Source organism: Exiguobacterium sp. s138, from assembly GCF_018618775.1.
Lineage (GTDB): Bacteria > Bacillota > Bacilli > Exiguobacteriales > Exiguobacteriaceae > Exiguobacterium_A > Exiguobacterium_A artemiae.
Genome location: NZ_JACSMW010000004.1, coordinates 217,806 through 243,972, shown reverse-complemented (window position 1 = coordinate 243,972; position 26,167 = coordinate 217,806). Strand labels below are relative to the sequence as shown.

The window sequence follows — 26,167 nt, the reverse complement described above, 5'->3', positions numbered from 1 at the left end:
ACGTTAATTTTAAAAAATACTATTGTAGACAAAGTGATGAGTTATCCACGGAAAGTGTGGATAGTGTGGATAAGTCTGTGGATAGTTTGAAAAAGGGATTGTTTGATTCGTTTTCCATTCCATCCGATCGATCAATCGTATCGTATGATATGAAACCGACTGGGGAATCCTATTTTCACGAATTCCGTTATGTGTTACTGAAAATGCTTGTGATAATTCTTATGAACTTTCATTGACAAGGTCACTTTTGCTTTATATAATGTACAAGACTGCCTTAAAGTAGAAAACGATGATTTTTATAGAGTAATTTTTAAAGGAGGTGCAGACTAATGAAACCAACTTTCAACCCAAACAACCGTAAGCGCAAAAAAGTTCACGGATTCCGTGCGCGCATGGCAACGAAGAGTGGCCGCCGGATCTTGGCTGCTCGCCGTCTTAAAGGCCGCAAAGCCTTGACTGTATAATCGAGCAATGAGGAGATCACTTCTGGCGCTGCCTGAGGTGATCTTTTTTTTGTAGTTTTGAAGGATGTTCGTGCTTTTGTCACAAGACCACTCTCGCAGAGCAGGTTTATTCTATGATATGATGAAAGACGACGAATTTCGTGATGACAGGATGGAGTGTGATCAAGGTGAAGAAGGAATACCGCGTCAAGAAAGACAAAGAGTTCCAAGCGGTGTTTACTCGAGGAGCCTCTGTCGCAAATCGACAATTTGTCGTATATGCACTAAAGAAAGAGCAGCAAACTCACTTTCGGATTGGTTTATCGGTGAGTAAGAAAATCGGGAATGCCGTGGTTCGCAACCAAGTCAAACGTTATGTCCGTGAAGCGTGTCAGCTTCATGAAGCCTCGCTTGCCCCGAATTATGATTTTGTGATCATCGCACGCAATCCGGCTGCGAAGATGACTGCTCAAGAAGTTGCTGACAGTTTACGCCATGTCTTTAAACGATCCGGTGTCTGGAAGCGACAGGTAAAATAAACGTGTAGTATATCCTGTTGATTTGTAGCGGCCACTCGCCTGCTTCTATATATAGATAGAACTTCGAGGACCGACCACGTGTAAACATTACTAGGAGGAATTATGAACAAAAGAACTAAGATTTGGCTGACTCTCGGATTGATGTCCGTACTCGCGGTCGTTCTATCCGGTTGTACACCTGGAACATATGGAACAGGTGAACCGATTACTGGTGACACAGAAGGTTTCTGGAAACATTATTTTGTTTGGCCGATGGCTTGGCTCATTCGTGAGATCTCGCATTTCTTTAATGGAGATTACGGAATCGGAATCATCGTTACGACGTTGCTTGTTCGTCTCGTCATCCTGCCGTTGATGATCAAACAGACGAAGAGCATGGGTGGAATGCAGGTCATTCAACCGGAAATGGTCAAGTTACGTGAAAAATACAGTTCGAAGGATCAGGAAACACAGCAAAAACTGCAACAGGAAATGATGAAGCTGTACCAAGAGCACAATGTCAATCCGCTTGCCGGCTGTTTACCGATCTTGATTCAAATGCCGATTTTGATTGCCTTCTATAACGCAATCATTTATACACCGGCGATTTTCCAACATACGTTCCTCTGGTTCGATCTTGGAAAACCGGATCCGTACTTCATCTTACCGATCCTGTCTGCTATCTTTACGTATCTGCAGCAGAAACTCTCGATGGCGGGACAAGATGACAATCCACAGATGAAAATCATGTTATACGTCTTCCCGATCATGATCTTCGTCATGGGTGTGACGTTACCATCTGCCCTGTCACTGTACTGGGTCGTCGGTTACATCTTCTCGATCATCGTGACGATTGCCATCATGAAGCCAATGCGTGAGAAAATCAAAGCGCAGACGGAAGCAACGATTGCTTCAAAACGTGAACAAGAAGCAGCAAACGCAACTCCTGCTCCGAAAAAACCGAAAAAGAAGCGTTAACAATAAGTGAGAGCGATACTCCGTTTTACAGAGTGTCGCTCTTTTTCTTTTGCGCTATTTCGTGTATAGTTGTCACGTTATACCCATTTATATATTCCTGAACATTCACTATAGAAAAGATTGTAAGAAAAGATTGCAGAAAACGAGGTGTGAACAACTGATGATGGAATTTGATACGATAGCCGCCATTTCGACGCCGATGGGTGAAGGCGCAATCGCAATTGTCCGTTTATCCGGTCCAAAAGCAGTCGAAACGGCCGATCGCGTCTACCGCGGCGCCAACCGGTTGACTGACGTCCCGACACATACGATTCATTACGGCAAGTTGGTTGAACAGACGACAGAACAAGTCGTCGATGAAGTCATGGTCAGTGTCATGCGGGCACCAAAAACGTTTACGCGGGAAGATGTCGTCGAACTGAATTGTCACGGCGGAATCGTTGCCGTCAATCGCGTGCTCGAACTGATTCTCGAACAGCCGGACGTTCGTCTCGCAGAACCGGGTGAATTTACGAAACGGGCCTTTTTGAACGGGCGGATTGACTTGTCCCAGGCAGAAGCCGTCATGGATTTGATTCGTGCGAAAACAGACCGGGCGATGACGGTTGCCGTCGGTCAAATCGAAGGACGGTTGTCGAAACTGGTCCAGGATTTACGGGAACAATTGTTGCAGACGATTGCTTCGATTGAAGTCAACATCGACTATCCGGAATACGATGCAGAAGAGATGACGCAACAAATCGTTCAGAAAGATGCAGGCGAAGTCCGCCGGATTCTAACGGAACTTCTGGCGACGGCACGACAAGGGAAAATCCTCCGGGAAGGCTTGTCGACTGCCATTATCGGACGTCCGAACGTCGGAAAATCGTCTTTGCTCAACACATTGGTGCAAGAAGCAAAAGCAATCGTCACGGATATCGCCGGGACGACGCGGGATACGATCGAAGAATACGTCAATGTCCGCGGTGTGCCGCTGAAATTGATTGATACGGCCGGCATCCGGGAGACGGAAGATATCGTTGAACGGATGGGTGTTGAGAAATCGCGGCAAGCCTTAAACTCCGCCGATTTGATTTTACTCGTCTTAAACGGAAATGATGCATTGACGGAAGAAGACGTCCTGTTATTTGAAGCGATCCGGGGCATGAATGCAATCATCATCGTCAATAAAAGTGACTTAACACAAGCAATCGATCTGACGCGTGTCAATGAGCTTGCGGACGGACGTCCCGTCGTGACAACCTCCCTGCTCGAAGAAGCGGGCGTCACGGATCTTGAAGCTGCGATTGCATCCCTCTTCTTTGAACAAGGGGTTGAAGGACAGGACATGACATACGTCTCGAATGCCCGTCATATTCAATTGATCAAACAGGCAAGTCAAATGATTGAAGATGCACTCGGAGCGGCGGAAGCGTCAATGCCGATCGATATGGTCCAAATCGATTTACGCCGGGCGTGGGATACACTCGGTGAAATCAACGGGGACACAGCGCAGGACAGTTTACTCGATAAATTATTCTCACAATTTTGTTTAGGGAAATAAACGTTGTCAGGTTGTTGATTTTTAAAAGGAGGAACCACAGTTATGGCTTATCAAGCAGGCGAATTCGATGTTATCGTCATCGGAGCCGGTCATGCAGGGATTGAAGCATCTCTTGCAGCCGCCCGTATGGGTTCAAAAACCGTCATGTTGACGATGAATCCGGACATGGTCGGATTCATGTATTGTAATCCGTCCATCGGCGGACCGGCAAAAGGAATCGTCGTCCGCGAAATCGATGCCCTCGGCGGAGAAATGGCACGGGCGATTGACGCGACGTACATTCAAATGAAAATGCTCAACACATCAAAAGGTCCGGCAGTTCGTGCACTTCGGGCACAGGCGGATAAATTCGAATACCAAAACCGGATGAAAAAAGCACTTGAAGATGAACCGAATCTGTTGTTACGTCAAGCACTCGTCGAGCGGTTAATCATCGAAGACGATACGTGTGTCGGCGTCGTCACGAATACAGGAGCCGAGTACCGGGCAAAAGCGGTCATCATCACGACCGGAACTTTCATGCGCGGGAAAATCATCATCGGTGAATTGTCGTATGAGAGCGGTCCGAATAACCAGATGCCGTCAGTCAACTTGTCTAAACACCTGGAAGAACTCGGTTTCGAGCTCGCCCGTTTCAAAACCGGTACACCACCCCGGATCGACGGGAAAACGATTGATTATTCAAAAACGGAAATTCAACCGGGTGATGCTGTCGCATTGCCGTTCAGTCATGAAACAACACAGATGATTACGGAACAGATTCCGTGCTGGTTGACGTATACGACTGAATATACGCACCAATTGATCGACGCGAATCTCCATCGCTCCCCGATGTTCTCCGGAATGATTAAAGGAACGGGTCCCCGTTATTGCCCGTCGATCGAAGATAAGGTCGTCCGCTTCAGTGATAAACCGCGTCACCAGATTTTCCTTGAGCCGGAAGGCCGCGACACGGAAGAAGTCTACGTCCAAGGACTGTCAACAAGTCTGCCGGAAGACGTTCAACACGATATTTTACGGTCGATTCCAGGACTTGAAAAATCAGAAATGATGCGTCCCGGTTATGCGATTGAATACGATGCCGTCGTTCCGACACAGCTCTGGCCGACATTGGAAACAAAACGGATCGCCGGACTGTTTACAGCCGGACAAATCAACGGTACAAGCGGCTACGAAGAAGCAGCCGGACAAGGCATAATGGCCGGAATCAACGCGGCCCTGAAAGTCCAGGAACGAGATCCGCTCATTCTGTCCCGTTCACAAGGGTATATCGGTGTCATGATCGATGATCTCGTCACAAAAGGAACAAACGAACCGTACCGTTTGTTGACGTCACGTGCCGAATACCGGTTATTGTTGCGTCATGACAATGCCGATTTGCGTTTATCGGATATCGGATACGATCTCGGATTGATCAACGAGACACGCCATGCGAAACTGGCTGAGAAAAAAGAAGACATCCAACGGGAAATGAAACGACTCGAAAAAGTCGTCATTAAAGCAACGAGTGAAGTCAACGAGCGCTTGACGGAAATCGGTGTTTCGCCGTTGAAAGAGGCACTACATGCCATCACGTTACTGAAACGTCCGGAAATCACCTATGCGATGATTGCCGACATGACACCGCCGCCGGTCGCTTTGTCTGCGGAAGCAGCGGAGCAGGTCGAAATCCAGGTCAAATATGCCGGTTACATCGACAAACAGCTTGATCAAGTCGAACGGATGATGCGAATGGAGAAAAAACGGATTCCGGAACGTCTCGATTACGATGTCATCAGTGGTCTCGCAATTGAAGCCAAACAAAAACTAAACCAAGTGCGTCCGCTTTCGATCGGACAAGCATCACGGATTTCAGGGGTCAATCCATCTGATATCTCGATTTTGCTTGTTTATATCGAGCAAGGCCAATACGCATTGACTGCGGAGTGAAGAGAATGAACCAACAGCAATTCGTAACCGCATTAGCGGAGCAAGGATTAGAAGTATCGGACCATCAATTGCAACAGTTCCGGAAGTATTATGAACTGCTTGTCGAATGGAACGAAAAAATGAACTTGACGGCCATCACGGATGAGGAAGGTGTTTACCTGAAACACTTTTATGATTCAATCACGGCAGCATTCTATTTTGATTTTACAAAAGTCGAAACTGTTTGTGATGTCGGTGCCGGCGCCGGTTTCCCGAGTCTGCCGATCAAAATCATGTTCCCGCATCTGAAAGTGACGATTATTGACTCACTCAACAAACGAATCGGGTTCCTGAACATGCTCGCAACAGAGCTTGGACTCGAAGGTGTCGCTTTCCACCACGGACGTGCCGAAGAATTCGGGAAAAATAAACAGTTCCGGGAACATTTTGATGTCGTGACGGCGCGTGCCGTTGCCCGGATGTCCGTTCTTGCGGAATACTGTTTACCGCTTGCCCGAGTCGGCGGCCAATTCGTCGCGTTAAAAGCAGCGAAGCTCGGTGAAGAACTCGAAGAAGGTGCGACAGCCTTGAAGGTGTTAGGTGGAAATTTGCGGGAAAGTTTCCAATTCCAATTGCCAGGTGAAGAAAGTGAGCGTAATATCGTAATTGTCGATAAAAAACGATTAACACCCGGGAAATATCCGCGTAAAGCGGGGACACCGGCAAAAGATCCACTGGGTTAAACACCGTTTCACGTGAAACGATGACTGATGAAGGCGAGGTACACCAACGTGAAGAATGCAATTGCCAAACTGCTCGGTAAGGGAGGACAACCCGTTTCCCTAGAGCTAGATCCACAAGATACTGTCCGTGAGTTGAAGTTAACGGAACTGGTCGCCAACCGGTTCCAGCCGCGGACCGTCTTTGACGGGGAACGGATTACCGAACTAGCGACCACGATTGAAGAACATGGTTTACTGCAACCGATTGTCGTCCGAAAACAAGGCGAAGGATATGAAATCATCGCCGGCGAACGCCGTTTTCGGGCAGTTCAATCGCTCGGATGGGAGACAATTCCCGCTATCATTAAAAAGATGACAGACGAGACGACGGCTGCCCTCGCACTCATCGAAAATCTACAACGTGAAGAACTGACACCAATCGAAGAAGCGGAAGCGTACGCGCGGTTGCTTGCGATGCAGGAAATCACACAGGAAGTGCTGGCACGCAGACTCGGACGGAGCCAGTCAACGATTGCGAACAAGCTTCGTTTGCTGCGGTTACCGGAAACGGTCCGGGAAGCCCTGAAACAACGGAAAATCACGGAACGCCATGCCCGGGCTCTCCTGCCGTTAAAAGCAGCTGATTTACAGCTTCAGGTTTTGGTTGAAATCATCGAACGCGAATGGAATGTCAAAGAGACGGAACAACGTGTCGAACGGTTATTGACCCCAAAAGTTCCGAAAAAGCGTCACAAAAGTTTTGCCCGGGATACACGGATCGCTTTAAATACGATCCGTGATTCTGTCGATATGATTGAACGGACCGGTTTGACGGTCGAAAAAGAAGAAGTTGATTGTGAAGAATATGTCGAGGTGCGGATCCGCATCGTGAAGGCACGTCCGTAAACTAGCGGTCGTGCCTTCCGCTACGTTTAGGAGAGATACGTATGAATGAAATACCGATTGGAGCCATCCGGCCGAACCCGGGGCAGCCACGCAAACAGTTCCACGAGAAGGCACTGACTGAACTGGCCAATTCCTTGACGCGGCACGGAATGATTCAACCGATTGTCGTCCGCCCGCGCGAGGGATTTTACGAAATCATTGCTGGGGAGCGTCGTTATCAGGCAGCAAAACAAGCGGGATTCAGTCGTGTTCCGGTCTTGATTATTGAAGCGAACGAAACCCGTGTCATGGAACTGGCACTGATTGAAAACATTCAGCGTGCGGATTTGAGTGCAATTGAAGAAGCCATGGCCTATGCCGAGATGTTAGAGGAATTTAACATCACACAGGCAGAGCTTGCGAACCGTGTCGGAAAAAGCCGTTCCCATATTACGAACAGTCTCCGTTTATTACAGTTACCGGTTGAGGTCCAACAAGCCGTCATGGAAGAACGGTTATCGATGGGTCATGCCCGGGCCTTGTTGGCGTTAAAAAATCCATTGAAAATCGAACGGATGGCGGAACGTGTTATGCGTGAAAATTGGAATGTCCGTCGTCTCGAACAAGAGTTACGTGAAAAAAAACAAGTCCGTCCAGCCGTCAAACAGTCGACGGAGCTGGATTTCATCGAAGAAACGTTACGGGAACGAATCGGAGCGACTGTCCGGATCAAAACCACAAAACAAGCCGGGAAACTCGAAATTGATTTTACGGACGAGGCCGATCTGAATCGGATTCTCGAACTGCTTTTACCGGAAGAAGAGTAACAGCAAAGGATCCATTCCAGTGTCAGACTTGGAATGGATCCTTTTTTGACAGGTGCAGGATAAAAGAAAGGAAAAAAGTTGCCCTTAAATCGAGCGTGGTGTGAAGGAGATGGTCGTACGTGTCGTTTCAGCCGCAAGCTTCGTATCGAGCAAGGCAAAACTGTCGGCGACGAGTTCCGCCAACTCATAAACGAGGTGGAGCCGTGTATTTTGAAGAATCATCATTTCCATGAAGCCGCTGACGTTCACGACCGCTTTAATATTAAAGTCACCGACAGCCGGTAATTCTTTTTGGACACCGGCACCAGGAGCAAGCGGACCTTCGGAGAAGAAGACATGACCGACACTGGACAGACGGCCGAGACAGGCGTCAATGGCGATGACAAGCGGACGGTAATGTGTCGTTTGAATCGAATGAATCGTTTCCGCTAGATTCAAGGCATGAACTGGTTTGGCTAATGTCCCGTAGACATGCATGTTCGAAGGACGGTTTTTTTCTAAAAAGGTCCCGACAAGCGGTCCAAGTGAGTCGCCGGTCGACCGGTCGGAACCGATACAGACAAGAACGACAGGACGATTTTCTTTCATGGCACTGACTTGTTCATGCAACTGTTCAGCCAGCCGTTCCTTGGCGAATGGTTCCGTATATTCTAAAAAGAAAGAATAGGGCTTTTTTTCGTGAGAATGAAAACGGAAATTCATCTGGATCATCCTTTCTTCTCCTGGTGTCAGCATCCTGGTGTCGTGGTGAGAGTGAAGGCATTCTGTAATGATTTTCCTTTCCCGGTTTTTGTGAAAATCTAACGTCGAAATTGGTTCTTTGGTTGAAAGTCATTTAAAATCACGTATACTGTCGTAATAGAGAGAAGTCGAAAGGATGGAGAGAATGGCTACCAATAAAGACGTACAGGATTCAGTCGCTCAAGTGGATCGGATTTTTGCACAAGTCATGGACGCAGACATGTGGATCCGCTTTGGGCTCAAGCTATTAATCGCCCTGATTATCATCGCCGGTTTTTATATACTGATGCGTATTTTAACAGGCGCGGTTTCACGACTATTTACGATTCGAAAGATTAATGAACACGATTCCCTGGCGCAACGCCAAAATGAAACGTTGCTGAAATTACTTCAAAATGCGATCCGTTACGTTCTTGGTATCGTCATGCTTCTGACGGTCCTCAGTCAGTTCGGGATCAACATCACGGGATTGGTCGCCAGTGCCGGTATCGCTGGTCTTGCCATCTCGTTTGGGGCAAAGAACCTGGTTCAGGATATCATTACCGGGGCCTTCATCATCTTTGAGCGTCAGTTCAAAGTCGGTGACTTCGTCCGTGTTGGTTTGATTGAGGGTGTCGTCACGGAACTCGGAATCCGGACGACGAAGTTAAAAGGATTGAATGGAGAAATCCATATCATTCCGAACGGACAAATCCTGCAGGTGACGAACTTCTCCGTCGACAACAGTTTTGCGTTGGTCGATGTGCAAGTTTCGTACGAAGAAGATTTGGAACGGGTCGAACAGGTCTTGCATCAAATCGCGAATGCGACGACTGAAAAATATACAGATATGTTTATCGAGCCGATTCAAATGCTTGGCGTTCAGACACTTGGACCTTCGGAAGTCGTCTATCGTCTGATGGCGGAAGTGCCGCCGATGCAACATTTCCAGGCCGGACGATTGATCCGGAAAGAACTCAAGCAAGGACTCGAACTGGAAGGAATTAAGATTCCGTATCCACGGATGGTCATGATGAATACAGAACAAGGGAATGGTGGTCAAGCCGATGGTGTCAAAAACGTACAATCTTCATGATTATGTCGAAATGAAAAAACAACATCCTTGCGGAACGAACCGTTGGCAAATTATCCGTGTCGGGATGGATATCCGGATTAAATGTCAAGGATGTGGCGCCAGTATCTTGATGCCGCGTCGTGACTTCGATAAGCGTTTGAAAAAAGTTTTACCTGAGTGAATATAGACAAATCCCTGGCGACCGTTACCGGTTGCCGGGGATTTTTTACTAAAAATAAAACGATTGCGTTGAATTACGGCCAAACCTGCGTGAAACAATCTTGTCTGTAAAAAAAGAAGACGCATCTCCTTGCTTAAAAAAATTGAACTATCTATAATTGTGAAAGATGTGCTGACGTGGTGTAATCATTCTACCCACTGCGGCCGCTAGCACGGATTTCCTAGGAAATACCGAAAAGGAGGAATTCCAAGTGGGATTAACAGCCGGAATCGTTGGCTTACCAAACGTAGGAAAATCAACACTTTTTAACGCAATTACACAAGCAGGTGTCGAGGCGGCGAACTATCCGTTCGCAACGATCGACCCAAACGTCGGTGTCGTCGAGGTGCCGGATGCGCGTCTTCGTAAATTGACGGAACTCGTCAATCCGAAGAAAACAATCCCGACGGCATTCGAATTCACGGATATCGCCGGAATCGTCAAAGGAGCTTCAAAAGGAGAAGGGCTCGGAAATAAATTCTTGGCCAACATCCGTGAAGTGGATGCGATTTGTCAGGTCGTCCGTTGTTTCATCGATGAGAACATCACACACGTTTCAGGAAAAGTCTCACCAATCGATGATATCGAAACAATCAACCTTGAATTGATTCTTGCGGATCTCGAATTGGTTGAAAAACGAATCCAACGTGTTCAAAAACAAGTCAAGTCACGCGATAAAAATGCAGCGGGTGAACTCGAAGCACTTGAAATCGTTTTGGCATTACTGGAAGACGAAAAGCCGGCACGTCTTGCCGAGTTAACGGAAGATCAGGCAGCAATCGTCAAGCATTTCCAATTGTTGACGATGAAACCGATGCTGTATGTCGCAAACGTCGGCGAAGATGAAGTCGCAGACGCAGACAGTAACGAAAACGTCCGTCTCGTTCGTGAATTCGCAGCAAAAGAAGGCGCGGAAGTCATCATTATCTGTGCCCGGATTGAAGAAGAGATTGCTGAACTCGAGCCGGAAGAACGCCAAGAGTTCCTCGTTGACCTCGGAATCGAAGAATCGGGTCTTGATCAGTTGATCCACGCAGCATACAACACGCTTGGTCTTGCGACGTACTTCACAGCAGGCGAAAAAGAAGTCCGTGCCTGGACGTTCAAAAAAGGTATGAAAGCGCCGCAATGTGCCGGTGTCATTCATTCGGACTTCGAACGCGGATTCATCCGGGCGGAAGTTGTCGCTTACGAGGATTTGGCAGCAGCCGGAAACATGGCAACTGTTAAAGAACAAGGGCGCTACCGTTCTGAAGGAAAAGAATATGTCTTCCAAGACGGCGATGTCGTCACATTCCGCTTCAACGTTTAAGCGAAGCGAACGAATGGTTATTGCATAAACCAAAATACTTTGATAGTATTAACAAATGTGAGTAATGAATTATTGCTCCTTGCTCGATGAATCGAGCCGCCAGTCCAAGAGGAGGTGACAGATATGCGTAAATACGAAGTACTTTACATCATCCGTCCGGAAGTTGATGAGGAAGCACGAAAAGCTCTAGTTGAGCGTTTCAACAAAGTCCTCACTGACAACGGTGGTACAGTTGAAAAAACAACTGAAATGGGTAAACGTCGTTTTGCTTACGAAATCAATGATATGCGTGAAGGTTTCTACGTTCTTCTTAACGTGACTGCTGAACCAGCAGCTACTAAAGAACTTGACCGTCTCATGAAGATCAGTGACGATATCGTTCGCTTAATGATCACAAAAGACGAGAAATAAGCTGAAACAGGAGAGTGATTCTGATGATTAACCGCGTCGTTTTAGTCGGTCGGTTAACTCGTGACCCTGAAATGCGTTATACGCAGAGCGGGATTGCGGTAACGCGATTCACACTCGCTTGTGACCGTCCGTTTACAGGACAAGATGGGAAGCGAGAAGCTGACTTCATCGATTGCGTCGTATGGCGCAAGCAAGCAGAGAACGTTGCTCAGTATTTGAAAAAAGGGAGCCTTGCAGGAGTTGAGGGTCGCCTTCAGATTAGTAGCTATGACGATAAAGATGGTCAACGTCGTTATCGTGCAGAAGTCGTCGCGGATAGTGTTCGATTCCTTGAATCACGCAATGCAAGCCGTTCTTCCGATAGTGATAGCTACTCTTCGAATTCAAATACAGGTGGAAACGGAAATGCTGCAGGATGGGGTTCACAGCAACAGCAGAACAACTCTTCCTCGCCAGCACCCGCTTCATCTTCATCGAATTCGGGCTTCGGCGCTGATCCGTTCAGCGGCGGCAGTTCGATCGATCTTTCAGACGACGATCTTCCATTCTAATGGAAACGTCGGACTGAAAAATTTACTCTAAAAAGGAGGTTAATCACATGGCACGTCGTCCAGGTGGAAAACGTCGTCGTAAAGTATGTTACTTCACGTCGAACCACATCACTCATATCGATTATAAAGACGTAGAACTTCTCAAACGTTTCATTTCGGAACGCGGTAAGATTCTTCCACGTCGTGTGACTGGTACTTCAGCGAAATACCAACGTCCACTTACAATCGCAATCAAACGTTCACGTCAAATGGCTTTAATTCCATACGTAGCTGACTGATTACGGTCCAGCGCTTTTCCTTTTCGAAGGAAAGGCGCTTTTTTTCGCTTCGCTTTCAACCGGTCCGCCTTTTCGGTTATAATATACAAGTTACCGAATTTTTCATACGAGTATATTTAGTATACAAGGAGGACGCGATGGGGTTAGGTCAGCAAGTATCACCTGAGCGAGAACAGCGCTTTTTTCGCTTCGTTCCGTATCTGTTAATCGTGGCTCTACTTTTTGTCATTGCCGTCGATCACCCAATCATCGCAGCGGTTGGAGCCGTCTTGACGACGGCACTGTTTGTCCTTCATCTGCTGGAGGAACGACGTGGTCGGAAGTCTTGGGAAAGCTACGTCGCCGGTATATCGATTCAAGTCGAAGACACCGGTCAAGATGCTTTGACGAACATGCCGATTGGAATTTTACTTTATGATGAAGAAGCACGTGTCACCTGGTTCAATGATCCGATGCGTGAAATTTTCGGAGATCTGGCCATGGGACACGTTTTGACGGATCTTGATCCTTTGTTCGTGGAAATGATCGGTGTCGATGAAGATCAAGCGACACTTGAAATCGGCGAATCGGTTTACCGTGTCTTTTCAAACAGCGAAAACCGGACCTTCTACTTGTTCGACATGACAGAAGAAGCCCAGGTCGAGCAGCAACTGGTCGATAATCAAACGGTGATCGGCGTCATCTATCTCGATAACTATGACGAGATGACACAAGGGATTGAAGATCAGCTTCGCAGCGAATTGAACAGCCGCGTCACCCAATTGTTGAATCACTGGGCCGCGGATCACGGCACGTATATCAAACGGACTGCTTCCGACCGTTACTTCATTGTGACGACGGAAGAGAACTTACGGATTTTGGAACGGTCGAAATTTACGATTCTCGATACCGTCCGGGAAGAAACGAGCCAACGCGGTGTCCAGTTGACGCTCTCGATCGGAATCGGATGCGGCAGTGATCCGATTCCGGCACTTGGTTTGATGGCTCAATCGAGTCTCGATCTGGCCTTAGGCCGCGGGGGCGATCAGGTCGTCATCAAACGGGACGGGAAAGTTCGTTTTTACGGCGGAAAAACCAATCCGACCGAAAAACGGACCCGTGTCCGGGCCCGTGTCATTGCCAATTCCTTGCGTGATTTAATGCAGGAATCAAGCCGTGTCCTTATCATGGGACACCGGAATCCGGATATGGATTCCCTCGGCTCCTCGATTGGAATTTTAAAATTAGCCGAGATGAACGATAAAGAAGCTCATATCGTTCTACCGGAAGCCGATATCGGACAAGGGATCCGGCGGATGATGAATGAAATCAGCCAGGAACCAAAACTCGAGACCCGTTTCATCAATGCATTCCAGGCCGATCAGTTGATTGATGATCAGGCACTTCTGATTATCGTCGACACTCATAAACCGTCGCTCGTCGTCGTCCCGGCATTGCTGGAGCGTTTTGAACGCCTGGTCGTCATCGACCATCACCGGCGGGGCGAAGACTTCATTGAAGAACCGGTTCTCGTGTATCTTGAACCGTATGCATCATCGACGTCAGAATTGGTGACGGAACTGATTGAATATCAGCCGACGAATCAGAAATTGGCGATGCTTGAAGCGACGGCATTACTTGCCGGAATCATCGTCGATACGAAAGGCTTTACGTTACGGACCGGTTCCCGGACGTTCGATGCGGCATCGTATTTACGTTCGCAGGGCGCCGATACGGTCCTCGTCCAAGAGTTCCTCAGTCAGGACCTCGAGACGTACGTCGAGCAGTCGCATATCCTCGAGCGGACAGAAGTCTACGCTGCCGGGATGGCGATTGCGACGGCCGAGCCCGGTGTCATTCATGATCAGGTCCTGATTGCCCAAACGGCAGATCAGCTGTTATCGCTCCAAGGCATCCGTGCCGCGTTCGTCATTGCGGAATTACAGGACGGCAGGACGGCGATCAGTGCCCGTTCACTCGGTGAAGTGAACGTTCAATTGATTATGGAGACACTTGGCGGCGGCGGTCATTTAACGAATGCAGCGACACAGATGACCGAATCGGTCCTGACCGTCGCAACCGAATTAAGAAAAGCGATTGACCACTATTTAGAAGATGAGACAAAAGGAGAGGAAACAGAATGAAAGTTATTTTCTTACAAGATGTAAAAGGCCAAGGTAAAACAGGAGACGTCAAGGACGTCGCTGACGCATACGCAAACAACGTATTGTTCAAAAAGAAATTGGCACGTCCGGCTACAACGGGAAACCTCAAGCAGCATGAAGCACATGAGCGTAAAGCGGCAGAAGAAGCGAAACAAGCATTACAAGATGCGCAAGCATTAAAAGAAAAGATTGAAAAAGAAACGATCATCGTTTCAACAAAAACAGGTGAAGGCGGTCGTGTCTTCGGTTCTGTCACAAGCAAACAGATTGCAGATGAGTTGAAACAGATGGGGTACAAGATCGATAAACGTAAAATCGAACTCGAGCACCCGATCAAGACACTCGGCGTCACGAAAGTACCACTGAAACTGCACAATGAAGTCACAGCAACGTTAAATGTCCAGGTTAAAGAAGCGTGAGTAGAAAAGGGGACCGGTGATGAGTGATGTAATGCAAAATACGCCCCCCCAGAGCATTGAGGCGGAACAAGCCGTCCTTGGGGCGATCATGATCGATGCGGATCGACTGATCAGTGCGTCCGAACGATTATTGCCACAAGATTTTTATCGTGCGGCCCATCAACGGATTTTCGAAACGATGCTTGTGTTGTCGGATCGCGGAGAAGCCATCGATCTCGTAACCGTTACGGCGGAACTGAGTACGCTTGGCATCCTCGAGGAAGTCGGCGGTTTGCCGTATCTCGGTGAACTGGCGGAAGGAGTTCCGACTGCCGCAAACATCAATTATTACGTCAATGTCGTCGATCAAAAGTCGACCTTGCGCCGATTGATCCGGACCGCCAATGAAATCGTCACGGATGGTTATGAACGGCAAAATGAGGTCGACGTCCTGCTGAATGAAGCGGAACGGAAGATTCTCGAAGTATCACAAGGAAAAGGCAGTGCCAGTTTCATTCCGATTTCGGATGTCCTGACGAGTGCCTATGCGACGATTGATAAATTGCACAAACAGAGCGGCGAGACGACCGGAATTCCAACCGGCTTCCGTGATCTCGACAAAGTGACGGCCGGATTCCAGCGCAATGATTTAATCATCGTGGCCGCCCGTCCGTCTGTCGGGAAGACGGCGTTTGCCTTGAATATCTCGCAAAACGTCGCGACCCGTGCTGATGAGAATGTCGCCATCTTCAGCCTTGAGATGGGTGCGGAGCAGCTCGTCATGCGGATGCTCTGTGCAGAAGGCAATGTCGATGCCCAGCGTCTCCGGACCGGACAACTTGAAGACGAGGACTGGGGTAAGTTATCGCTTGCGATGAGCAGTCTGTCACAAGCCGGCATCTACATCGACGATACACCGGGTATCCGTGTCAACGACATCCGGGCGAAATGCCGCCGTCTGAAGCAGGAACATGGTCTCGGAATGATCATGATTGATTACCTGCAGCTGATTCAAGGAAACGGCCGTTCAAGCGATAACCGGCAACAGGAAGTCTCTGAGATTTCCCGGTCCTTGAAGTCGCTCGCCCGTGAACTTGAAGTCCCCGTCATTGCGTTATCGCAGCTGTCACGGGGAGTTGAGAGCCGGCAGGATAAACGGCCGATGATGTCCGATATCCGGGAATCCGGAGCAATCGAGCAGGATGCCGATATCGTCGCTTTCTTATACCGCGATGATTATTACAACAAAGAAACGGAAGATGCGAACACGATTGAGATCATTATCGCGAAACAGCGGAATGGTCCGACCGGTACCGTCAAACTCGCCTTCCGGAAAGAGTTCAACAAGTTCGTTGACCTCGAACCGAATAATTCGTATGCCCCGCCCGCCTAAACAGGTTCAAAACGCTTCTGTCTTCCGGGACAGAGGCGTTTTTTCAATCATTATGTTTGAATATCTTGAAGAGAAAGGAAAAAAATGAATTAAAAACGTCTTTTAAACGAACGAAAAAGAAATGTAACATTTAATTGTTCGGTATTTGGTTGACTTCTTTTTTTTTCCGCGTTACACTTAGTCGTGGTTTTGAATCGTACGTGGAGGTGGATGAGAATATGTCATCAGTAGTAGTAGTCGGAACACAATGGGGCGACGAAGGAAAAGGAAAGATTACCGATTTTCTTTCGAAAAAAGCCGATGTCGTTGCTCGTTATCAAGGTGGAGACAATGCCGGACATACAATCGTATTTAATAATGAGACGTATAAGTTACACCTGATTCCATCTGGAATTTTTTACTCGGACAAGAAATGTGTCATCGGGAACGGACTCGTCGTTAACCCGAAATCGCTCGTCAAGGAACTGAAGTATCTGCACGATCGTGGTGTTTCAACGGATAACTTACTGATTTCGAATCGTGCGCATGTCATCTTGCCGTACCATCAGTTGCAGGATCAGCTTGAAGAAGAAGCAAAAGGCGATGCGAAAGTCGGAACGACGCTCAAAGGAATCGGACCGTGCTACATGGATAAAGCAGCACGGATCGGAATCCGGATGGCTGATTTACTCGACAAAGAAACATTCGCTGAAAAATTAAAAATTGTCCTCGAACAGAAAAACCGGATGTTCACGAAGATGTATGATGCGGAAGCGATTGCGTTCGACGATATCTTCGAAGAATACTACGCGTACGGTCAAGAGTTCGCGAAGTATGTCTGCGATACATCGGTCGTCGTCAACGACAGCCTCGATAAAGGGGAAAAAGTCCTCTTCGAAGGCGCACAAGGTGTCTTACTCGACCTCGACCACGGAACGTACCCGTTCGTCACGTCATCGAACGCATCAGCCGGTGGTGTCGCTTCAGGTGTCGGCGTCGGTCCAGCCCGGATCGATCACGTCGTCGGTGTCTGCAAAGCGTACACGTCACGTGTCGGTGATGGTCCTTTCCCGACAGAACTGTTTGACGAAATCGGTCATCAGATTCGTGAAGTCGGCCGTGAATACGGTACGACGACAGGCCGTCCGCGCCGTGTCGGCTGGTTTGACTCGGTTGTCGTGCGTCACTCACGCCGCACAAGCGGTTTGACGGATCTTTCACTCAACTCGATCGATGTCCTGACAGGAATCGAAACACTTAAAATCTGTACGTCGTACGAATTCAACGGCAAACAGATTGATGAGTATCCGGCAAGCTTCCGTGATCTCGAAGCATGTGTCCCGGTCTATGAAGAGCTACCGGGTTGGAAAGAAGACATCACGCATATCCGTAAGTTTGAAGATCTGCCGATCAATGCACAGAACTATGTCAAACGGATTGCGGATTTGACTGGGATCTCGCTTGTCACGTTCTCGGTCGGACCGGGTCGTGAACAAACGGTCGTTCTCCGTGATTTATACGAAGAAGCTTAATGTTTTAAAGACGGCAACTCCGGATTTTTTGAATCTGGAGTTGCTTTTTTCATCTCTGATTAAGCGAAATCATTCACAAGATCGATGGAACGGGCGTATAATGAAGATAATGTTTCACGTGGAACGCATGACGTGAACGTATGATGAAGTCAACAGAGTGGCGTCGGGAGTTTCCGTCGCCACCTTTCTATATGCCTGAAAAACAGGTAAAATAGATTGAATAGAAATTATTAAGGGGGAACACCCAGTGACGGAACGTAAAATCCTCGTCGTCGATGACGAGCAACCGATTGCCGATATATTAAAATTTAAATTAGAAAAAGAAGGTTATAGTGTCGCCGTAGCAAATGATGGAGTGGAAGCACTCGAGAAAGTCGAAGAGTTCAATCCCGATTTGATTTTGCTGGATATCATGTTGCCCTTGATGGATGGCATGGAAGTTTGCCGGGAAGTCCGGAAAACTTCAAAAGTTCCGATCATCATGCTGACAGCAAAGGATTCCGAAATCGATACGGTCCTCGGCCTTGAGCTTGGTGCCAATGATTACGTCACGAAGCCGTTCAGCTCACGCGAATTATTAGCACGCGTGAAGGCGCATTTGCGGAACGTCAATACCGTCGAAGCGGCACCTGCCAATGCAGGACCGGGTCCGCTCAAAGTAGGAGAACTGTATATCGATACGAATTCTCATACCGTTACACGACAAGATCAAAAAATCGAGCTGACGCAACGTGAGTTTGAACTGTTGCATTACTTGGCAAAAAATATCGGGCAAGTCATGACCCGGGAACACTTGCTTCAAACAGTCTGGGGATACGACTACTTCGGTGATGTACGGACCGTCGACGTCACAGTGCGCCGTCTGCGTGAAAAAGTCGAAGACAACCCGAGTACACCAATCTATATCATGACCCGCCGCGGTGTCGGCTACTATCTCCAAGACGGGGAGAATGAATAACGATGTTAAAAGGAACGAACTTCTTTAAATCGATCCAGTGGAAGCTTGTCGTCATTTATGCGTTGTTGATTTTAGTCGCGATGCAAGTCATTGGGGTTTACTTCGTTCGTTCTCTTGAAAAACAGTACATTACGAACTTCTCAAAATCTGTTGAAGACCGGGCCGGACTTGTCGCGTACAATGTCGGGAAGGAATTCGATAAGACAGGCGATGATGAGGCCTCCAAACGGCAGTTGTCTGAATCTCTTGGACAGCTGCTGTCTGAGTTTAGTAGTGGCTCGACGTCAAGGAACGATATTCTCGAAGTACAAATCATTGATCAGGACTCGATCATTCAAGCGACATCCGACGAAGACAATCAGTCAGCGGTCGGACAACGGGCAACAAATTCACTGATAAAAAAAGCACAGGCCACGAGTTCGTCTCGTGTCGATACCGTCCTTGATCCGACGACGGAAGACAAGATCCGCATCTTTGCCGTCCCCGTCACCTCTGAACGGACCGGGGCGACGACCGGCATGATTTATGTCCGGGCGTCGATGGAGTCGATCTATTCTCAAATGCAGCAAGTCACACGGATCTTGGCAACGGGGACAGTGATTGCACTTGTCATCACCTCGATTCTCGGTGTCCTGTTATCGCGGACAATCACCCGTCCGATTTCGGACATGCGGCGTCAAGCGATCGAGATGCGGCGCGGGAACTTCTCGCGGAAGGTTAAAGTATATTCCGACGATGAAATCGGTCAGTTGGCGCGTTCCTTCAACGAACTGACGGATGAATTGCTCGAAGCGAACGCGACGACGGAAGCCGAGAGGCGGAAATTGACGAGCGTCCTCGAAAATATGACGGATGGCGTGATTGCGACAGACCGGACATTACGGGTTATCCTGATGAACGACCAGGCGAAGGATATCGTCGGTGTCGATGAATCTGGTATCGTCGGGACGAACTTAAAGGATCTCCTCGCACTTGGAGACGATTTCATGATTCCGGAAGACGGAACGATGCCGCCCCGTCTGCTCGATTTCAGCAGTGAGGATGAACTGTTCCTTGTCCGGGCCTTCTTCTCGCCGGTCAAAAAGCACAGTGGTCCGATTACCGGGATGATCATCGTCCTGCATGACGTCACGGAGCAGGAACAGGTCGAGCAGGACCGACGCGAATTCGTCGCGAACGTCAGCCACGAACTCCGGACACCGCTGACGACGATGCGGAGTTATCTGGAAGCCCTGGCGGAAGGCGCATACCAGGACGAAGAACTGGCACCTCGTTTCCTTGAAACGACACAAAACGAAACGGAGCGGATGATCCGCCTCGTCACCGATCTGTTGCAACTGTCGAAAATGGACAGCAAGGAATACAAGATGAACAAAGTTCGTTTTGATTACATTCAATTCTTAAATGATATTCTCGATCGCCACGATATGACGAAACCGGAACGGATTCAGTTCCGCCGCAAGATCATGAAACGGAAAGTCTACATCCGCGGGGACCAGGATAAGTTGATTCAGGTCGCGGATAATATCTTAACGAACGCGATCAAGTATTCACCGGAAGGCGGTACGATCACCGTCCGGACGATGTTACGGGCGAAACGGATCGTCATCAGCATCAAAGACGAAGGAGTCGGGATTCCAAAAGCGAACCTGCAGAAAATCTTTGAACGCTTCTACCGCGTCGATAAAGCACGGGCCCGGAAGATTGGCGGAACCGGACTCGGTCTCTCGATTGCCAAAGACGTCGTTTCGGCACACGGTGGTGACATTTGGGCAGAAAGCGAATGGGGACGCGGCACGACGATTTACTTTACGCTTCCGTATGAGGTGATCGAAGAGGTGGATATCGGATGACGAAACAGCGACTGAAATCCATCGCGTTGATTCTTCTGGTCAGCGCTTCGATTGTCCAGACGGCGATGTTATGGACGTATCATCCGAGCAGTGAGTCGATTGAGCAGGAACAGGTGTCGTTCAATGAAATCGATGCCTCGAAGACGGTCGAAGGAAATCAGCTGATCAATCCGGAACTTGTCGTCTACTCGGACGGTGAAAGTGCCTATCAGACCCAAATCATCGGTCGGACGATTCTGAACCGGATCGGCGCCTCGTTTGATGTCGGTGTCCTGGTTTTGACCGATAAGGCATCCAACATTCCGGTCAGTAAGCGGAGCGTCGAGATGATTTTCCCGACGCCGATCAGTTCGAAGATGCTCGAGGAATTACTCGGGGAAAAACAAATTGCGATGTCGGAACCGATCAAACGGCTCTATCTGCTTGATTATGAAGGACCGATTCTTCGGCTGGAGTCGACGACCGGACGATTTAAAGACTTTAAGTTAATCGGTGATGAAACGGTCTTAAAACGGTTATTCGCTTATGACAAGAAAAAACCGATGACGAAAGTCGAGCTCAAGGGCGGTGACTACACGTATGTCCCGAGCGGTGCGACGAAACTGGAAGAAGTATTCGTCTACGATGATGTTTCGCAGGATCCGAAGCCGCTCAGCCGGATCGAGAGTGCGTTCTTTACGGAAAACTCGAACGTGCAGCAAATCAAAAGCCGGGATGATCTGGACGTTCTGACGGACGGTGTCAGTGTCTCGACCTATGACCGGGATTATAATGCGTTCCGTTTCAATACGTTGTCGCCGAACACCCAGACCTCTTCCATTGATTACAGTACGATTGTCAGTTATATCAACATCCATGGCGGATGGCTCGATCCTGTGACGCAACGCAGCGGCTTCCGGTATTACTTTGATCAGATGTCGAAAGCAGATGAAGAACAGGCGGCGATGTTCCGATTGTATTTGAACCGGTATCCGATTTTCGGTGAAACAGGACCGTTGCTCGAACAACCGGACTTCGATCTCGCGACCATCAAAGTCACGTTCGAAGAAAATCAAATCCGTTCGCTCAGCCGCAGCATGATTCGGGCGGATCGGAAGTTGTTGCTTCGGGAAACGACCTTGCCGTCGATCGATCAGATAAAAAAACAGCTTCAATCCGCTGATCTGTTAGATGAGATTTCCGGCATCCGGATGGGGTATGAGATGACATACGAAATTGAAACGAGTCGTTATGCCTTGTTTAAGCCGGCCTGGTTCGTCAAACACAACGGAAAATGGACGACGGTCGATCAAGCTATCGGAAAAGAGGGGTAAGGATTCATGGATTGGAGTAAAGCAAAAACGTTACTGATTTTGACGTTCCTGATCCTGAACGCCTATCTTGCCGTTCAGTTGATGGACCGAATGATCGATCCCCGAATCGTCACGACGAACGCGGACGGGAAAACTGTTTTGAAAGAACGAAAAATTGATGAAAAGAAACTGCAGACCGTCTCGAAAGACATCGGTTATTTGACGGCGGAAGTCGATACGAGTTCATTGACGCCGAAATCAGGTTCACCGATTCAAGATGCCGTCACGTCTGTCAAAAATCAAATCGAGTGGTCGGTTCGTCTGACGAAACCGTTCCCGCTCGAAGCGAAAGCGATGCGCGATTCCGCGACATCGTTTGTCCAGTCGTCGGCTGCGTACGGGACAGACTATACGTTTTGGAAATATGACAGCAAACACAACGAGATGACGTTTGTTCAGACGTACAAGGAGCAACCGCTGTACTCGACGCCGCAACAGTCGCGCGAAGATGACGCGATGATCGGCCCGTCCCTGCTGGTGCTCCAGTTGAACGAGCAGAAGGAAATCGTCAGCTACAAACAACGTCACTTAAACAAAGTCGTCCGTCAGGCGCAGGATGTCACGTTATTATCGGCGAGTGAATCCGTCATCCAACTGTCGGAGCAGGGTCTCTTCCCCGCTTCGAAACGAATGACGAGCCAAAAACTCGGGTACTTCTGTCTCGTGACGGAAGGGACAAAATCGGTGCAGATCTTACCGCCGACGTGGCAGATTGAACTGAACGGAGAAGAACTGTATTTCGTCAATGCAATCGACGGCGGAGTCCAGACCATCGAACGGCTTGATACCGTTTCAGAGAAATGAGGAATGCACGATGAGCCTACACTACAGCGTCCTTGCCAGTGGCTCGACGGGGAATGCCCTCTACATCGAAAGTGAACAGACCCGCCTGCTCGTTGACGCCGGATTGACCGGGAAAGCGATGCTTGCGCTGTTCGACCAGATTCACCGGTCACCGGAAAAAATCGACGGCTTGTTCGTCACCCATGAACATTCCGATCATATTAAAGGTGTCGGCATCATGGCCCGGAAGTACAACATCCCGCTTTATGCGAACGAAAAAACGTGGGCAGCGATGGAAGCGAAGATCGGCAAGATTGATCCCGCACTGAAGTTCCTCTGGGAAGTCGGCGAGGTCAAACAGTTCGGAGATATCGAAGTCGAATCGTTTAACGTCAGTCATGACGCAGCCGACCCGATGTTCTTCCAGTTTGCCCACGACGGAAAACGGCTCGCCCACATCACGGATACGGGCTACGTGTCGGACCGGATGAAAGGTGTCATCCGTGGCGCCGATGCCTATATTTTTGAAGCGAATCACGATATCGGGATGCTCCAGATGGGGCATTACCCGTGGAGCGTCAAACGTCGGATTCTCGGCGATTACGGACACGTTTCAAACGAAGATGCCGCCATCGCGATGAGCGAAGTGCTCGACGACCGGACGAAACGGATCCACATGGCCCACTTGAGTAAGGACAACAACATGAAGGAACTGGCCCGGATGAGTGTCTCACAGACGCTCGCAAGCCGCGATGTCGACCTCAGCAAAATCCAGTTGCTCGACACGGATCCGGTCATTCCGACACCGCTTTTGAAGCTTTGATTATGGGAAATTACTGAATATGCTCAAAAGACCCCCACATTTGGCTAACTCGCCACGTGATGGGGGTATACTTGTGTAAAGAGAGTCTAGAAGGAGGCGTGTGTCGATGGATCGACCAGAAGAACCACGGAATGAATCAGATCAGCCTTACGCATCGACCGATGAGACGAGCGGCTTTCCGCCGCGACGACCAAGTGAAGACGAGCCGGTCAGTCCTTATCGTGAACCATATGAAGAAGAACCGCAGGAACCAAAACGCCGCGGCGGCGGGAAGGCCTTTTTTGTCGGCCTGATCGGCGGGATCATCGGCGCGCTGTTGATTGCTTTGATTGCCTGGCCGTTCGTCCGTGACGAGATGACGAGTCCGGCACCGGTCTCGACGGCAACACCGGAGCAAGCGGCATCAAACGCAACGGAATCGGAAAACGATATCGTCGGCGCCGTCAGTCAGACGAGAGAAGCCGTCGTCAGCGTGACGAACCTGCAAAACTCGTTTCAAGGCGGTGCGCAAGAGACAGGTGCCGGATCCGGTGTCATCTATAAAAAAGATGGCAACAAAGCCTATGTCGTCACGAACTATCACGTCGTCGAAGGAGCCAGCCGCTTGTCGGTCACGTTATCGGACGGAACGGCACTCGAAGCGAAAGTCCTCGGAGAAGATCCGACGTACGATTTAGCCGTCTTGTCGATTGATGCTTCAAAAGTGACACAAGTCGTGAAACTCGGTGATTCGGATACGTTACGTGCCGGGGAAACGGTCCTTGCGATTGGAAATCCGCTCGGGATTTTCGCAAACTCGGTGACACGCGGTGTCATCAGTGCCCAGGAACGGACGGTGCCGGTTGATACGAACAAGGACGGTCAGCAGGACTTCAACACCGAAGTCATTCAGACCGATGCCGCAATCAATCCGGGGAACTCAGGCGGAGCGCTCATCAATACGTCCGGTCAATTGATCGGAATCAACTCGATGAAGATTGCCGAAGCGAGTGTCGAAGGGGTCGGTTTTGCGATTCCAATCAACGAAGCGTTACCGATCATGCGAGATCTTGAACAAAACGGTGAAGTGATTCGCCCGCAACTCGGGATTCAGATCCGGGACGTTCAGGAATTCCCGAGCGGTTTCCGGGAAGATCGTCTGAAGTTACCAAATGACGTCACTCGCGGGATTGTCGTCGTCGGTTTGACGGGCAACAGCGGAGCGGAAAAAGCAGGGATGAAAGAAAATGATGTCATCGTTGAAATCAACGGCAAGGACATCAACTCGTTTGCCGATCTGAAAAGTGTCCTGTACCGGGATGCGAAAGTCGGCGACAACGTCAAGGTGACGTTCTACCGGGGCGGCGAGAAACAGACACTCGATGTCAAACTGTCGGCGCAAGCGGCGACGGTACAATAACAGATTCAGATCAACTACTCGTATACGTGCGGGTAGTTTTTTTGTGCACAGAAAAGATAGTATCTCTGGTTCTCATCGTATCTTGCTGGCACGCGCTTTCCTCAGGCGAGGAACAAGCCGCGGACTGCTTGCCTGTCGGCGTCGACGCCCGGGTCTCGTTTTCCTCTGACAGCGCGGGCGAGCCGCGCTTTTTCCTGTAGGAGTCACGTGCAGCGGATACGATGAAATGGAGGAGGTCGTCGAGCAGTGAACGGAGTGACGTCAGTGCTGTGGATAACTTTTTTCGGTCGGAGAAGTCAATTTTTGTTATACTGGTAGCGGATAAATGTGGATAACTTAAAAGGAGGAAAAGACCTGTGGATAAATATGTCTGTTTAGAACACGTCGAGTTAGCGCTCGACGAAGTAGTCGATGAAACGGAAGAGTATCCGATTTTGGAAGAGGTGCCGGCAGAAAAAAACGTCACATGTGAGTACTGTGACCAGCCCGCGACATATCTTGTGTCAAGCAAAAAATAATTATCAACATGTGGACATGTGGATAACTCTGTGGATAACTCCTGAATTTTCTGTCAGAAAGCGAGAAAAATGATGCAAATTACCATTATCACGGTCGGAAAGCTGAAAGAGAAGTACTTGAAGCAAGGGATTGCCGAATATACGAAACGTCTTGGCGCCTATTGTTCGATTCAAGAAATCGAGGTGCCGGACGAAAAAGCACCGGAACAACTAAGTGACGCCGAGATGCAGCAAGTGAAGAAAAAAGAGGGCGAACGGATTTTAGCGAAGATTGGACCGGATGTTCATGTCTACGCACTTGCTATCGAAGGAAAGCAACGGACGAGTGAACAGTTTGCGACAGAACTCGACCGACTGGCGACGTACGGCAAAAGTAAAATCGCGTTTGTCATCGGCGGATCACTTGGTCTCGCACCGGAAGTCATGCAACGGGCGAACGATACGATTTCGTTCTCCAAGATGACATTTCCCCATCAATTGATGAAGATGATTCTGTGTGAACAGATTTACCGAGCATATCGGATTAATCGGAATGAGCCTTATCATAAATAAATCTAAAAAATAGACATATATTTATCTTATCAAACTCCTCTTCAAATCTAGACAAAGGAATAAAGGATTATAATCTAAAATATAGAAATAAT

At 48.8% G+C, this 26,167-nt stretch carries 27 protein-coding genes; 26 read left to right on the top strand and 1 reads right to left on the bottom strand.

Annotated elements, in window-relative coordinates; genetic code table 11:
- The first annotated feature begins 329 nt into the window (after positions 1-329).
- The 8 genes from rpmH (at position 330) to KNP91_RS11300 (ending at position 7,824) form a co-directional block, all read left to right on the top strand.
- On the top strand, positions 330-464 hold the full coding sequence (rpmH, locus tag KNP91_RS11335; protein WP_012371910.1) for a 50S ribosomal protein L34: 135 nt from the start codon (positions 330-332) through the stop codon (positions 462-464).
- A 167-nt stretch (positions 465-631) separates the two neighbouring features.
- Positions 632-982, top strand: a complete 351-nt coding sequence (gene rnpA / locus KNP91_RS11330) for a ribonuclease P protein component (RefSeq protein WP_012371909.1) — start codon at positions 632-634, stop codon at positions 980-982.
- 102 nt (positions 983-1,084) lie between these two features.
- On the top strand, positions 1,085-1,939 hold the full coding sequence (gene yidC, locus KNP91_RS11325; RefSeq protein WP_012371908.1) for a membrane protein insertase YidC: 855 nt from the start codon (positions 1,085-1,087) through the stop codon (positions 1,937-1,939).
- Positions 1,940-2,099: 160 nt separating this feature from the next.
- Positions 2,100-3,482, top strand: a complete 1,383-nt coding sequence (gene mnmE / locus KNP91_RS11320; RefSeq protein ID WP_285801104.1) for a tRNA uridine-5-carboxymethylaminomethyl(34) synthesis GTPase MnmE — start codon at positions 2,100-2,102, stop codon at positions 3,480-3,482.
- Between the two features lie 42 nt (positions 3,483-3,524).
- The gene (mnmG, locus tag KNP91_RS11315) at positions 3,525-5,411 is read left to right on the top strand and encodes a tRNA uridine-5-carboxymethylaminomethyl(34) synthesis enzyme MnmG (RefSeq protein WP_214766758.1); all 1,887 of its coding nucleotides are present in this window, start codon (positions 3,525-3,527) and stop codon (positions 5,409-5,411) included.
- 5 nt (positions 5,412-5,416) lie between these two features.
- Positions 5,417-6,133 (top strand): 16S rRNA (guanine(527)-N(7))-methyltransferase RsmG, encoded by a 717-nt coding sequence (gene rsmG / locus KNP91_RS11310; protein ID WP_012371905.1) that lies wholly within the window; start codon positions 5,417-5,419, stop codon positions 6,131-6,133.
- A gap of 27 nt (positions 6,134-6,160) precedes the next feature.
- Complete coding sequence (noc, locus tag KNP91_RS11305; RefSeq protein WP_251139532.1) at positions 6,161-7,018, top strand: nucleoid occlusion protein; 858 nt, start codon at positions 6,161-6,163, stop codon at positions 7,016-7,018.
- A gap of 41 nt (positions 7,019-7,059) precedes the next feature.
- Entirely contained in the window at positions 7,060-7,824 is a 765-nt protein-coding gene (locus tag KNP91_RS11300) for a ParB/RepB/Spo0J family partition protein (RefSeq protein ID WP_214766762.1), read from the top strand.
- 84 nt (positions 7,825-7,908) lie between these two features.
- Here KNP91_RS11300 and yyaC read toward each other — a convergent pair whose 3' ends face one another.
- Positions 7,909-8,526: a spore protease YyaC gene (gene yyaC, locus KNP91_RS11295; RefSeq protein ID WP_041262072.1), complete on the bottom strand. Its 618-nt coding sequence runs from the start codon at positions 8,524-8,526 to the stop codon at positions 7,909-7,911.
- Positions 8,527-8,710: 184 nt separating this feature from the next.
- Between yyaC and KNP91_RS11290 the strand changes: the two genes are divergently transcribed.
- The 18 genes from KNP91_RS11290 to rlmH all read left to right on the top strand — a co-directional run bounded on the left by KNP91_RS11290 (position 8,711) and on the right by rlmH (position 26,075).
- Positions 8,711-9,640, top strand: coding sequence for a mechanosensitive ion channel family protein (locus KNP91_RS11290; protein WP_214850141.1), 930 nt, complete (start codon positions 8,711-8,713; stop codon positions 9,638-9,640).
- Positions 9,612-9,800 (top strand): DUF951 domain-containing protein, encoded by a 189-nt coding sequence (locus KNP91_RS11285; RefSeq protein ID WP_214850139.1) that lies wholly within the window; start codon positions 9,612-9,614, stop codon positions 9,798-9,800. The genes KNP91_RS11290 and KNP91_RS11285 overlap by 29 nt, the downstream gene beginning before the upstream one ends.
- A gap of 250 nt (positions 9,801-10,050) precedes the next feature.
- Positions 10,051-11,151, top strand: a complete 1,101-nt coding sequence (ychF, locus tag KNP91_RS11280) for a redox-regulated ATPase YchF (RefSeq protein ID WP_012371899.1) — start codon at positions 10,051-10,053, stop codon at positions 11,149-11,151.
- 123 nt (positions 11,152-11,274) lie between these two features.
- A complete protein-coding gene (gene rpsF, locus KNP91_RS11275) occupies positions 11,275-11,562 on the top strand; it encodes a 30S ribosomal protein S6 (protein WP_012371898.1) in 288 nt (95 codons plus the stop codon).
- Between the two features lie 23 nt (positions 11,563-11,585).
- A complete protein-coding gene (locus KNP91_RS11270; protein WP_012371897.1) occupies positions 11,586-12,113 on the top strand; it encodes a single-stranded DNA-binding protein in 528 nt (175 codons plus the stop codon).
- A 47-nt stretch (positions 12,114-12,160) separates the two neighbouring features.
- Positions 12,161-12,391, top strand: coding sequence for a 30S ribosomal protein S18 (rpsR, locus tag KNP91_RS11265; protein WP_012371896.1), 231 nt, complete (start codon positions 12,161-12,163; stop codon positions 12,389-12,391).
- Between the two features lie 137 nt (positions 12,392-12,528).
- Entirely contained in the window at positions 12,529-14,514 is a 1,986-nt protein-coding gene (locus tag KNP91_RS11260) for a DHH family phosphoesterase (protein WP_012371895.1), read from the top strand.
- Entirely contained in the window at positions 14,511-14,954 is a 444-nt protein-coding gene (gene rplI / locus KNP91_RS11255) for a 50S ribosomal protein L9 (protein WP_012371894.1), read from the top strand. Before KNP91_RS11260 ends, rplI begins: the two co-directional genes overlap by 4 nt.
- 19 nt (positions 14,955-14,973) lie before the next feature.
- On the top strand, positions 14,974-16,326 hold the full coding sequence (dnaB, locus tag KNP91_RS11250; protein ID WP_012371893.1) for a replicative DNA helicase: 1,353 nt from the start codon (positions 14,974-14,976) through the stop codon (positions 16,324-16,326).
- Positions 16,327-16,544: 218 nt separating this feature from the next.
- The gene (locus tag KNP91_RS11245) at positions 16,545-17,837 is read left to right on the top strand and encodes an adenylosuccinate synthase (RefSeq protein WP_012371892.1); all 1,293 of its coding nucleotides are present in this window, start codon (positions 16,545-16,547) and stop codon (positions 17,835-17,837) included.
- A gap of 247 nt (positions 17,838-18,084) precedes the next feature.
- Positions 18,085-18,795 (top strand): response regulator YycF, encoded by a 711-nt coding sequence (gene yycF, locus KNP91_RS11240; protein WP_012371891.1) that lies wholly within the window; start codon positions 18,085-18,087, stop codon positions 18,793-18,795.
- A 2-nt stretch (positions 18,796-18,797) separates the two neighbouring features.
- Positions 18,798-20,648 carry a cell wall metabolism sensor histidine kinase WalK gene (gene walK / locus KNP91_RS11235; RefSeq protein WP_114596768.1) on the top strand — a complete coding sequence of 617 codons (1,851 nt, stop codon included), beginning with the start codon at positions 18,798-18,800 and terminating at the stop codon, positions 20,646-20,648.
- The gene (locus KNP91_RS11230; RefSeq protein WP_214766770.1) at positions 20,645-21,961 is read left to right on the top strand and encodes a YycH family regulatory protein; all 1,317 of its coding nucleotides are present in this window, start codon (positions 20,645-20,647) and stop codon (positions 21,959-21,961) included. Before walK ends, KNP91_RS11230 begins: the two co-directional genes overlap by 4 nt.
- Before the next feature lie 6 nt (positions 21,962-21,967).
- The gene (locus KNP91_RS11225; RefSeq protein ID WP_214850137.1) at positions 21,968-22,804 is read left to right on the top strand and encodes a two-component system regulatory protein YycI; all 837 of its coding nucleotides are present in this window, start codon (positions 21,968-21,970) and stop codon (positions 22,802-22,804) included.
- A 10-nt stretch (positions 22,805-22,814) separates the two neighbouring features.
- Positions 22,815-23,606 carry an MBL fold metallo-hydrolase gene (locus tag KNP91_RS11220; protein WP_026827048.1) on the top strand — a complete coding sequence of 264 codons (792 nt, stop codon included), beginning with the start codon at positions 22,815-22,817 and terminating at the stop codon, positions 23,604-23,606.
- Positions 23,607-23,712: 106 nt separating this feature from the next.
- Complete coding sequence (locus tag KNP91_RS11215) at positions 23,713-25,005, top strand: S1C family serine protease (RefSeq protein WP_214850135.1); 1,293 nt, start codon at positions 23,713-23,715, stop codon at positions 25,003-25,005.
- A gap of 356 nt (positions 25,006-25,361) precedes the next feature.
- Positions 25,362-25,523, top strand: coding sequence for a CxxH/CxxC protein (locus KNP91_RS11210; protein ID WP_012371885.1), 162 nt, complete (start codon positions 25,362-25,364; stop codon positions 25,521-25,523).
- A 72-nt stretch (positions 25,524-25,595) separates the two neighbouring features.
- Entirely contained in the window at positions 25,596-26,075 is a 480-nt protein-coding gene (gene rlmH / locus KNP91_RS11205) for a 23S rRNA (pseudouridine(1915)-N(3))-methyltransferase RlmH (protein WP_012371884.1), read from the top strand.
- Positions 26,076-26,167 lie beyond the last annotated feature (92 nt).